The organism is Chthoniobacter sp., assembly GCF_040003245.1.
GTDB lineage: Bacteria > Verrucomicrobiota > Verrucomicrobiia > Chthoniobacterales > Chthoniobacteraceae > Chthoniobacter.
The window spans coordinates 1-9,974 of sequence record NZ_JBDUCX010000245.1 but is presented as its reverse complement, the minus strand read 5'-3'; the positions used below and the strand labels follow the sequence as shown (position 1 = coordinate 9,974).

Here is a 9,974-nt window from a genome sequence, read left to right as displayed (position 1 = left end):
GTCGCTTTGGTAGTCTTTGTCCATGTGCACGCTGCATGAGATCAAAGCCGCCGCGGCGGCGCTTCCGGCCGAGGAGCGCAGCGAATTGGTCACCTGGCTGGGTGAATCGCAAGACGTGTGGGAGATCCGCCGCGAGCAATTGCGCCGGGAAATTCAGATCGGCCTGGGTGAAATCGAGCGTGGAGAAGTTGCGCCGCTCGATATGGGCGAAATCAAACGCCGGGCACCGTGGCTGATGGCGACTGTTCGTCGCAGCTCGAGCGCCGAGTTCGATGTCCTCCGGCTTGCAGCCTCAGGTTTGGTTTTCAAGCGCTCATTGCCGCGCGGGCTAGAGAGCGAGTGAGAGACTCACTCTAACCGAATTCCGGCCACTGGCGGGCACCGTGCCAGAAGTGCACGATGCTGACGGTTTGTGAAGTATGGTCACAATGGTAGAAAACGAGAAACGGGAGCACGGGGAATTTGCGGATGCCGCGGGCCGCATCGTGCAGCGCATGCCGCTCTGGCATCGTGCCCAGATCCAGCGCCCGCGCGACCAGCCGGTTGCCCATGCGTTCAGCGGCCTGGGGATCGTCCTGCGCGATGAATTCCACAATCTCCCGCAGATTGGCCAGCGCGCTATCGGTGATCAGGACTTGCCAAGCCATCCCCGAATCAGTGCCGGTACTTCCGAGATCGGGCGCACCCGGCCGGCAGCTACGTCTGCCATGCCGCGGTCCAGCGCCGCCTCCAATTCCTGCATGTCCGGCTCGGGCTCTGCCGCCAGCAACTCCGCGGTGAGAAGTGCCCGCTCGCGAGGTTGCAGGTGGGCAATCGCTGTTTTGATTTCCTGGAGTGTGCTCATTTCGGAATTTCGCCGGTCAAATGGTGAGCCCGACCGACCGGCGAATCATAAACCACGGGTTGTAAGTCGTCAGTGAAATTTTGACACCTCAGAACGGAGCCTCGAAAGCGAACTCTCCCCACAGTTCCTTTTTACAGCACATCCAGTACGGTTTGCCGCCAGGGCCGCCGCCGTCGATCCAGCCTTCCATTGCTGTGCGCATTTCGAGGAATGCAACGAGCTTCATGCGATCGGAAATTTTTTTTCGCGTCCAGCCGAGCCACTTTTTGCGCGCCCGATAAATGCGAGAGGATCGTGGGCTTGCCTGGCAGCCCAACGCGTGGGATAGCGATGGGTTACTTCGTGCCCCCTTTTCCCCAAAGAAAACCGCCCGCGGGTGATATTCTCTTAAAGCCTCCTTTTATGAACCGACGCACCTTCATTCTCCGATCCATCGGTGCTACCCTCGCCCTGCCGAAATTGCCGTCACTGATGGCCGCGGCGGTGGAGGGAAATCCTGCCTTGCAGACGGTGAAGGGTGCCGGGGCGGGGGCGCGGCGTTTCGTCGCGATTGGGAATCTGCTCGGTTTCCAGACGAAGCAGCTTTTTCCCAAGACGGTCGGGGTGGAGTACGAGAAGACCACGCTGCTGGAGCCGTTGTGGGAGAATCGCAACCAGATGACGGTCTATCGCGGGCTGGATCATGGGGTGAAGGGCGGGCACTTCGCTGTGCATTCCTTTCTGTCCGGAGTGTTGAATTCCGAGGCGCAAAACCGTCCCGAAGGCAATGTGACCATCGACCAGTATCTCGCCGAGGAAGTCGGCTACCAGACGCGCTTTCCGTCGCTCACGGTCGGTTCGGAGGGTGGCATTCACGGGGGCTGCCAGATCGCGTGGACCAAATCCGGCGTGCGGGTGCCGCCGATCACGGGTCCGGCGGAGCTGTTTGAAAGGCTTTTCGTCAGTGACTCGCCAGAACGCCGGGCTCGCCGGGCGGAGGAGCAGCAGGTGCAGGGATCGATCCTCGACTCGGTCATGGAACAGGCCAACCGCATTTCCCGGCAGGTGAACAAGGAGGACAAGGACAAGCTCGACGAATATCTGACATCGGTGCGCGATGTGGAAAAGCGCCTGGAACTCCGCAAGCGTTGGGCCAGTCAACCGAAGCCGCCCGCGCCCTTTGAGAAGCCGGCCAACCATAACGCCGTGGAAGATCTGCCGATGCTTTACGAGCTGATCGCCATGGCCTTGCAGACCGACTCGACGCGGATCGCGACGCTGGAAATCGGCGGCGACTTCATGCCCCAGAACCTCGGCATCAAGAAGGACTATCACGCCCTTTCGCATCACGGCAACGACCCGGAATCCATCGCCAGCCTGATCACGCTGGAGCAGTATCAGATCATGCACTTCGGCAAGTTCCTCACGCGCCTGTCGGGCATGAATGATGGCGACCGTATGCTGCTCGACTCCACGACCGTGCTCTTTGGCAGCGGCATGGGCGATGCGAATTCGCACAAGAATTCCGACCTGCCCATCTTCCTCGCGGGTGGAGGATACAAGCACGGCCAGTTCCGCGAGGTATCGAAAGAGAGCAGTCGCAAGGTGCCGCTCTGCAATCTCTACGTGGATATCGCGCAAAAGATGGGCGTGGAGATCGACCATTTCGGCAATAGCAGCGGCTGCTTCGCCTGATGCGGGCCATTCGGAGGTCCTGTAGCGTGGCTGTGCTGGCCGCGATGGGGTGGGCCGGCGCCGCCAGTGCCGTGGAGTCGCCCTTGCCGCCGGCGAAAGTGGTGGGTCAGTTCCTCGAGCAATTCTGCCTCGATTGCCATGACTCCACGACGAAGAAAGGGAAGCGCGATCTTGAGGCGTTTCAGCTTCCGCTGAAGTCCGTCCCGGATCTGATTTCGGCGCGGGAGATGATCGACCAGATTGCGCTGAAAGAGATGCCGCCGAAGAAAGCCGACCAGCCGACGGCGGAACAGCGGCTGGCTGTCGTGCAGGCCCTGCGGGAAGGAGCCTTGGCGGCGCGGGGGACGATCGCGAAGGCCGGCGCGCATGCGGCCATGCGGCGCCTGACCAGCCGGGAGTACGAAAACACGCTCGCCACGCTCTTTGGCCGGCGCGTGGATACCTTGGGGTTGACTGCGGATTTTCCCAAGGAAAAGACCAGCCAGCACATCGACACCATCGGGCAGTCGCTGGTCACTTCCGGGTTTCTCCTCGATCAATATTTCCAGGCGGCCAACCGGCTGGTGGAGATGCGGCTCGGCAAACCCGTCACGAAGCCGCGCCAATGGCACTTCAATAGTCATTTCGTTCAGTACGAGGAGTTGACCGGCTCGCATAAGGAGGCCTTCAATTTCCGCTACCTGAACATTTACGAGCAGCCCAACACCGACACGCGTCAGGGGGGCTATGGGCACATCGAGGACTTCCTGAAAGGCGTGCCCGCCTCCGGTCTTTACGACCTGGAAGTGGAGGCGCAGGCGATGCACCGCGACACTCATTATGATCCGGCCATCTTCGGCATCGACTTCTCGGAGCCGTTTATCCTCGGGGTCGTGCCCGGCGACATTACCAAAGGCCACATCCACTATCCGCAGCCCATCGAGCCACTGCTGGCCAGCACGACCGTGCCGGACGACCAGCCCACCCCGCTGAAATTCCGCGTCTGGCTGGAAGCGGGCCAAACCCCGCGCTTCATCTTCCCCAACGGCCCTTATGAGTCGCGCGCTTCCGTGATCACCGTCAACCAGCGCTACAAGGACGAATTCTCAGTGGCGATTCCCAAGTCCCTCGTGGGCCGCGCCCATATCCTGCGGGAAGGGGCACTGCCCTATATCCAAATCAGCGACATTAAAATCCAGGGCCCGGTGGAGGAGAAAAGCGGGAGTGTCGAGGAAGTGGCGGTCTTCGGCGCAGACGGCTTCCAGGCCGATCACGCCATGGATCAGCTTTATGCCTTCGCGGAAAAGGCTTATCGCCGCCCGCTGGCTGATGCCGACCGCCAGCCCATCCGCGCCCTGTATGAAAAGCGGCTGGGCGAAAAAGCCACTCCCCGGCAGGCCGCGCTGGACGCCCTCAAGCTCATCCTCTGTTCGCCCCCGTTTCTTTATCTCAGCGAAACCACCGATGAGACGGCAAAAACATTGCAGCCCTACGACCTGGCTTCGCGCCTCTCCTTCGCCCTGTGGGCGGCGCCACCGGACGACGCCCTGCTGGCGGCCGCCAAATCCGGCAAGCTCTCGAGCGGGGCTGAGTTGAAAAAGCAAGTCCAGCGGATGCTGGCGGATGACCGCGTGACCGCTTTCGTAAACGGGTTTCTCGACAGTTGGCTGAACCTCCGCGACCTCGGCAGCCAGCCGCCGCCGCGGGAGACAAATCGTGCCTACTACGCCGAAGATCTCCCCACCTCCATGAAAACGGAGGCGCGTCTCTTTTTCCGCGATCTGCTGAAAAACAATGGCTCCGCGGCGCAGTTCCTCGATGCCGATTACACCTTCGTCGACAAGAAGCTCGCCAAACTCTACGACCTGCCCGAGCAGAAAACCCTGCGCCTGGCCGACGGCTTCCAAAAGGTGAGCCTGCAGGCCAGTGACCACCGCGGTGGCCTTCTCGGCATGGCCGGCGTGCTCACGGTGAGTGCCAATGGCGTCGAGACTTCGCCCGTGACGCGCGGCGTGTGGGTCAGCGAAAATATCCTGGGCATTCAGCCACCTCCACCGCCGGACGATGTTCCCGCCATCGAGTCCGATGTCTCCGGCGCCACCACCATCCGCGAACGCCTCGCCAGACACCGGGCCGACCGGGTCTGTGCGGAGTGCCATCACAAGATCGATCCGCTCGGGTTCAGCCTGGAAAGCTTCGATCCCATCGGGCGGTGGCGCAGCGCTTATCCCCGGGGAAAGCAGAAAAGCGCTCCGCCGATCGACGCGTCCGGTGAATTTACTTCCGGCGAAACCTATCAAGATTTTGCCGGCTTCAAAAAAGTCATCGGCGAAACCCGCGAAGACCTCTTCCTCCGTCACCTGATTGCGGAGGTCCTCAGCTATGGCAGCGGCCGTCTCATGGAACCCGCGGACAGCTTCGTCATCGACGACATTCAGGCCAAGGTAAAGAAAGAGAATCTGGGCTTGACCACGCTGCTGGTGGAATGTCTGACGAGCGAGATTTTCCGGTCGCGGTAAAAAAACTCCGGCCGGTGAGCCCGAGCCTTCTCCTATGAAACAACCTCTCAATCACCGCTTCAGCGCTCGACGAATCCTTGGCGCGGCCTTCCTGGCGGTGACGGTTTTCTGGTGCTTTCCACTTCTGCGCGCGGAGGATGCGCCGGCCAAACCCGAGCCGCTGCCGCTCTGGGCCGGGAAGGCGCCGGTGGGCGACGGCACATTTTCAACCGAGGAGGCGGAGATCACTTTGTACCGGCCGTCGCATCCCAATGGAGCGGCGCTGGTGATCTGTCCCGGGGGCGGCTATGGCGGGTTGGTGATGGGGGCGGAAGGTCAGGGGATTGCGCTGTGGCTGAATCAGCATGGGATCGCCGGGGTCGTGCTGAAGTATCGGCTGCCGCGCGGGAACTCGATGGTTCCCTTGCTGGATGCCCAGCGGGCCATCCGCACGGTGCGCTTTCATGGCCAGGAATGGGGAATCGATCCGCAGCGCATTGGCATCATTGGCTTTTCGGCGGGCGGGCATCTCGCTTCCACGGCGGAGACGCATTTCGACGCGGGCCATCCACAATCCGACGATCCCATTGAGCGGCTCAGTTGCCGTCCCGATTTCGCGATCCTGGTGTATCCGGTGATCACCATGGGCGACAAAGGGCATGCGGGGTCGCGGAAGAATTTGATGGGACCGGAACCGAAGCCGGAGGTGATTGAGCAATTTTCCAACGAGAAGCAAATCACCGCGCAAACGCCCCCAACTTTCCTGGCTCATGCGTTGGACGACAAGGTCGTGCCGTCGGAGAATAGCCGGATGTTCCTGGAAGGTCTGCAGGCCAGGAAAGTGCCGGCGAAATTTCTCGAGCTGCCCTCCGGCGGGCATGGTCTCAATGGGTATAAAGGACCGATGTGGGACGCCTGGCAGGCGCAGTCGCTCGAGTGGCTGGGTGAACAAAAGTTCATTCCAACGGAAGACGTGGTGCGGTCGAAGTGACCGGAGCGGTGGAAGCGGTGGGGACTTTGTTGCGGTAAGCCTTGCGCTTTTGGCGGCCAGCGGAGAAAACCCCGCCCCCGTCAAAATACCGCTCTCACCAAACTCATGAAAATCAAAGGAATGAACGAGGCCCAGTTCCTCGCGCTGCTGCAAAAAGTGCTGCCGAAGGCGACGAAAGATCCGCAGCTCGCCACCGCCATTTACGACGAAGTAGCCAAGGAAGTCCGGCTGCTGAGGCACGTCGAAGCGTTTGAGAAATTCTGCGAGACGAGCGGCCTGCCGAATGCGGAGCCGGAGACCGTGGCGGAGTTGCAGAGCGAATTGGTCGCGCAGTTTGGCGAGGAGAATGTGGCCATCACGCCGGACGAAGACGGGGCTGGGGTGGCGGTCGAGATCGCACTGCCGGAGCGGACGATGAGCCATCGCGTGAAGGTCGATCCGACGGTGTTGGAGGAAGAAGTGAAGATCCCGTTTGTTCCTTTCCCGGTGGCGCTCCCGGCAGATCCGGAATTGGTCTGGCTGCTGGCGCGGCAGGAGAATCTCGGCCCGGACGAAGCGGCGCGCGCCCTGGTGAAGATCGAGGAGGAATTCTGGGCGAGCAAAAAGGGGCAGCAATTGCAGCGGGAAAACGTCGAGAAGACTTTCGCTGAGTTCATCGTCAATGTGCCCGCGCTGGCGTTGACGGAAAGCGGACTGAAGCGCCACTACAAGGAACCGGAAACGCTGAAAACGCTGCGGCTGCTCGCGCCCGCGAAATCATCCGCGTTGGTCGAGGCCGGGGCGTAGAGGGCCCGGTTGAGATCTGAGAGATGCAATACCCCGCTTCAGCGGCCGGGTTTGTATTTCAGCAATGTGCTCACGGTCTTTGGACCGTTTCCGTCAGGCGATAATTCCGCAGGCAGGGAAGCTATCGCTCGCTGGGGACGAACCGCTTTGTTCTGTAGAATTGTCAACTTATAGGTTTCACAAAGGCACAATTCGTGTTAAACATTGAGGTGTGATTACGGTGCTGTTGCTATTCGCATTGATTGGAGCTCCGGTTTTTTTGGCTCTTCTATTGGCCAAGGAGTTTCTGCCGATGATCCATGGGGAAGCGGGGCCGCATTTGGAAGTGGGTGATGGGATTGTGTATCGGATGCAAAAGGTGTCCACGCATCCGAGCCCGCGGGCGTATGCGGTGGACCCGGCCGGGCAGGGGGACACCTACAGCTATTTTGTTGATAAGTTCTGGACCGTGGAAAATGTGCTTCAGGATGGGCGGGTTCTCGTGACGACGCGCACGCGGAAGCAGCATTGCTTGCGCGTTGACGATCCCAATTTGCGCAAGGCGGGATTCGTTGCGCGGTTGCGACATTGGAAACGATTTCCGCGATCGGCTTAGCTGCCGCAGCGGCTTCGTTTCTCACGACTTTGGCGGGCAGGCATTTGGCCGCGTCCTTGAGCAAGGATGGAGAGTCGGCGCGGCATATTCGTTAAAAGGTAGCCCCCACTCCGTCATCGGTTTGCGTGAAAACACGAAGTTTTTTAACGATTTGGCTATTGTGCCAGGCCGAGGAGTGATAGAAGTGGGGACATGAACCGGGAATTTCATATCTTCGCGTCAGATTTTGATACCCAGTTTACGATGAAGGGAACTCCGGAGGATTCTGGCCAGGTGTTTTCATCTCTCTTCGAAGCGGCCCGGCACGCCCGCTCGGCATCGGGGAGCGATGCAGGAGAAGTGGTCATCTACGGCGGGGCCGGAGAAACGGTGAATCGAATTCCATTTTGCATCCTGCCACGAGACGGGGGAGGAGCTCTGTGAAAACGATTGCTGTCCTCCTCATTTGTCTCGGATCGCTTGTGGCGCCCGCTTTCGCCAGGCCACACCACAAGGATAGCGCGGCCTATACCGCGGCGGTCAAGGCGAGCACGGCCAAGGCCATGGCGATGTTCCCGGACTACGATGTGGCGGGCACGCCGATCCACCAGGCGATCCAGGACGAGATTCAGCGGCAAAAGGAAATCAATCCCACCTATTTCAAGAATCCGGAGTGGCCGGAACAGATCGCCCGGGCTTGTGCGGCGGTTCTGGGCATCGAACCGGCGAGACCCATGCAGGCCTCGAAGTAGGCGTGTTCGAGGAGCGGGTTCGCAAAGCCCCGATGGACTGCGGTGGATGACTGGCGGGCTCGGTAGAGCTTTCTTCTCGAAAGAGCGACCGGCCGAAATATACACACTTTTACCTACAATAATCATTGCAATTTCTGTAGACAATCGGCGACAGTTTGCGGGTTGCCGTGCACTTCCAAGTTTATTGCCACGAAGATTCAAGGTGCTCCCTGAAGGTGATCGGAGAAGAAGGTGTGCGGGAATACGAGGATGTCCTGAAGGCGGTGGAGGCGGCGCGAGACTTGAGCGACACGGGAGATTCACCGCTGACCGTTTACAGCACTTCGGGGACGGTCATCTTTGAGTTGCTCGTCTAACGCGCCCAGCGCGCGCCGCCGTGGTCGTAAACGGCTTCCCTGATTCGGAAAACCGTGGGATCAATAGGGCGCGTTCCTTTCCAATCCCCCCACGACTCCATGAAAAAGGGCCAGTTTTCCCCGAAACAAGTCGCCGCCTATCACCGGGACGGGTTCATCATTGTGCGGAAGTTTTTTGACCGGGAGGAGGTCGGGCTCCTGAGCCGCGCGGCGCATGACGATCGCGTGCTGGACCAGAAGTCATTCAGCCGGGACGACGGCACCGGGGCGAAGGTGCGGCTGTCGTTGTGGAATCATCCGGGGGATGGGATCTACGGGATGTTTGCGCGGAGTCGGAAACTGGTGGATGCGGTGGAACAGTTGCTGGACGACGAGGCCTACCATTACCACTCGAAGATGATCATGAAGGACGCGAAGGTCGGCGGGGCTTGGGCGTGGCACCAAGACTATGGATACTGGTACCAGAATGGGGTGCTGACGCCGAATCTTTGCAGCGTGTCCATCGCGGTGGATGCGGCGACGCAGGAGAATGGGTGCATGCAAGTGTTGAAGGGGACGCATCATCTCGGGCGGGTGGATCATGTGCTGTCGGGCGACCAGGCGGGCGCGGACATGGAGCGGGTGCGGGAGGCGATGAAGCGCTACGAACTGGTGTATTGCGTGATGAAGCCGGGCGATGCGCTTTTCTTTCATGCAAACCTGCTGCACGCCTCGGCGCGGAATGATTCCGACAAGCCGCGCTGGTCGATGATCTGCTGTTACAACGCGCGGAGCAACGATCCCTACAAGGAGGCGCATCACCCGCGTTACACGCCGCTGAAAAAGGTGTCCGACGCGATGATCAAGAAGGTGGGCGCGCGGCGCTTCGCGGACGATGGGTCGAACATGGCCTGGCTCGAGGCGAAGAAGGATGTCAGCGCGCGGGTGTTGAAAAAGAATCTCGTGGCGTCGTGATAGTCGCGCCGCGAGGAGTTTGCGCGCGGGTCCGTTTTCGGCACTGTTAGGGCGATCCTCATGAAAAAGTCTCTCGAGATCCTCCTCCTGCTGTCGGTCGCGATCACGGTGAATGGCTGTGCCAGCCAGCCGCCAAAGCCGGCCAACCCGAACAAGAAACTGAAGCTCGAAACGATCGATCACGGGCCGCAGAGGCCGAAGACGTATCTCTTTCGCGAGATCGATCGATAGGCCAATCGTTGAGCCGGCGGGTGGATTCCCACTCTTCTTCCAACGCCGGACTTGCTCCCGGGGGCAATCCCGCTGAGACGTTGGGGGACATCATGTCCGCTGAATTCCCCGTCATCCTTTTTTACAAGTACGTCGTGATCGCCGATCCCGCGGGATTGGTGGCGGCGCAGCGGGAGCTTTGTGCGACGCTGGGTTTGAAGGGCCGGGTGCTCATCGCGGCCGAGGGCATCAATGGCACGCTGGCCGGACCGAAGGCGGGGGTGGAGCAGTATGTCGGGGCCTTGCGCGCGGATGAACGGTTTGCGGACATTGAGATCAAGACGAGCGCGGGGGAT

At 60.4% G+C, this 9,974-nt stretch carries 13 protein-coding genes and 1 pseudogene; 11 read left to right on the top strand and 3 right to left on the bottom strand.

All coding sequences use genetic code 11. The features are described 5' to 3' along the window. Nucleotides 1-22: 22 nt before the first annotated feature. Complete coding sequence (locus tag ABJF10_RS25260; RefSeq protein WP_348547396.1) at nucleotides 23-343, top strand: hypothetical protein; 321 nt, start codon at nucleotides 23-25, stop codon at nucleotides 341-343. Nucleotides 344-353: 10 nt separating this feature from the next. Here the strand turns inward: ABJF10_RS25260 and ABJF10_RS25255 are convergent, their stop codons facing one another. From ABJF10_RS25255 to ABJF10_RS25245, 3 genes are all read right to left on the bottom strand, one after another. Beyond that, nucleotides 354-647: a type II toxin-antitoxin system RelE/ParE family toxin gene (locus tag ABJF10_RS25255; RefSeq protein ID WP_348547395.1), complete on the bottom strand. Its 294-nt coding sequence runs from the start codon at nucleotides 645-647 to the stop codon at nucleotides 354-356. Beyond that, a complete protein-coding gene (locus tag ABJF10_RS25250) occupies nucleotides 629-844 on the bottom strand; it encodes a hypothetical protein (RefSeq protein ID WP_348547394.1) in 216 nt (71 codons plus the stop codon). The genes ABJF10_RS25255 and ABJF10_RS25250 overlap by 19 nt, the downstream gene beginning before the upstream one ends. Before the next feature lie 88 nt (nucleotides 845-932). After that, on the bottom strand, nucleotides 933-1,070 hold the full coding sequence (locus ABJF10_RS25245; RefSeq protein ID WP_348547393.1) for a hypothetical protein: 138 nt from the start codon (nucleotides 1,068-1,070) through the stop codon (nucleotides 933-935). 176 nt (nucleotides 1,071-1,246) lie between these two features. Between ABJF10_RS25245 and ABJF10_RS25240 the strand changes: the two genes are divergently transcribed. The 10 genes and pseudogenes from ABJF10_RS25240 to ABJF10_RS25195 all read left to right on the top strand — a co-directional run. After that, the gene (locus tag ABJF10_RS25240) at nucleotides 1,247-2,518 is read left to right on the top strand and encodes a DUF1552 domain-containing protein (protein ID WP_348547392.1); all 1,272 of its coding nucleotides are present in this window, start codon (nucleotides 1,247-1,249) and stop codon (nucleotides 2,516-2,518) included. A 44-nt stretch (nucleotides 2,519-2,562) separates the two neighbouring features. Next, a complete protein-coding gene (locus tag ABJF10_RS25235) occupies nucleotides 2,563-5,016 on the top strand; it encodes a DUF1592 domain-containing protein (RefSeq protein WP_348547397.1) in 2,454 nt (817 codons plus the stop codon). 34 nt (nucleotides 5,017-5,050) lie between these two features. Further along, nucleotides 5,051-5,986 carry an alpha/beta hydrolase gene (locus tag ABJF10_RS25230; protein WP_348547391.1) on the top strand — a complete coding sequence of 312 codons (936 nt, stop codon included), beginning with the start codon at nucleotides 5,051-5,053 and terminating at the stop codon, nucleotides 5,984-5,986. A gap of 105 nt (nucleotides 5,987-6,091) precedes the next feature. Then, complete coding sequence (locus ABJF10_RS25225) at nucleotides 6,092-6,772, top strand: hypothetical protein (protein ID WP_348547390.1); 681 nt, start codon at nucleotides 6,092-6,094, stop codon at nucleotides 6,770-6,772. A gap of 211 nt (nucleotides 6,773-6,983) precedes the next feature. Next, the gene (locus ABJF10_RS25220) at nucleotides 6,984-7,367 is read left to right on the top strand and encodes a hypothetical protein (RefSeq protein ID WP_348547389.1); all 384 of its coding nucleotides are present in this window, start codon (nucleotides 6,984-6,986) and stop codon (nucleotides 7,365-7,367) included. Nucleotides 7,368-7,828: 461 nt separating this feature from the next. Next, complete coding sequence (locus tag ABJF10_RS25215) at nucleotides 7,829-8,098, top strand: hypothetical protein (protein ID WP_348547388.1); 270 nt, start codon at nucleotides 7,829-7,831, stop codon at nucleotides 8,096-8,098. 215 nt (nucleotides 8,099-8,313) lie between these two features. Further along, entirely contained in the window at nucleotides 8,314-8,454 is a 141-nt protein-coding gene (locus tag ABJF10_RS25210; RefSeq protein WP_348547387.1) for a hypothetical protein, read from the top strand. Nucleotides 8,455-8,553: 99 nt separating this feature from the next. Then, nucleotides 8,554-9,408: a phytanoyl-CoA dioxygenase family protein gene (locus ABJF10_RS25205; RefSeq protein WP_348547386.1), complete on the top strand. Its 855-nt coding sequence runs from the start codon at nucleotides 8,554-8,556 to the stop codon at nucleotides 9,406-9,408. 60 nt (nucleotides 9,409-9,468) lie between these two features. Continuing rightward, nucleotides 9,469-9,639, top strand: coding sequence for a hypothetical protein (locus tag ABJF10_RS25200; RefSeq protein WP_348547385.1), 171 nt, complete (start codon nucleotides 9,469-9,471; stop codon nucleotides 9,637-9,639). 92 nt (nucleotides 9,640-9,731) lie between these two features. After that, a pseudogene (locus tag ABJF10_RS25195) lies at nucleotides 9,732-9,974 on the top strand (hypothetical protein); the annotation flags it as partial.

Bases quoted from the DNA above. Each gene is read 5' to 3' on its own strand.
- ABJF10_RS25260 (WP_348547396.1), top strand. From the start codon at position 23: ATGTGCACGCTGCATGAGATCAAAGCCGCCGCGGCGGCGCTTCCGGCC.
- ABJF10_RS25255 (WP_348547395.1), bottom strand. From the start codon at position 647: ATGGCTTGGCAAGTCCTGATCACCGATAGCGCGCTGGCCAATCTGCGG.
- ABJF10_RS25250 (WP_348547394.1), bottom strand. From the start codon at position 844: ATGAGCACACTCCAGGAAATCAAAACAGCGATTGCCCACCTGCAACCT.
- ABJF10_RS25245 (WP_348547393.1), bottom strand. From the start codon at position 1,070: ATGAAGCTCGTTGCATTCCTCGAAATGCGCACAGCAATGGAAGGCTGG.
- ABJF10_RS25240 (WP_348547392.1), top strand. From the start codon at position 1,247: ATGAACCGACGCACCTTCATTCTCCGATCCATCGGTGCTACCCTCGCC.
- ABJF10_RS25235 (WP_348547397.1), top strand. From the start codon at position 2,563: ATGGGGTGGGCCGGCGCCGCCAGTGCCGTGGAGTCGCCCTTGCCGCCG.
- ABJF10_RS25230 (WP_348547391.1), top strand. From the start codon at position 5,051: ATGAAACAACCTCTCAATCACCGCTTCAGCGCTCGACGAATCCTTGGC.
- ABJF10_RS25225 (WP_348547390.1), top strand. From the start codon at position 6,092: ATGAAAATCAAAGGAATGAACGAGGCCCAGTTCCTCGCGCTGCTGCAA.
- ABJF10_RS25205 (WP_348547386.1), top strand. From the start codon at position 8,554: ATGAAAAAGGGCCAGTTTTCCCCGAAACAAGTCGCCGCCTATCACCGG.
- ABJF10_RS25200 (WP_348547385.1), top strand. From the start codon at position 9,469: ATGAAAAAGTCTCTCGAGATCCTCCTCCTGCTGTCGGTCGCGATCACG.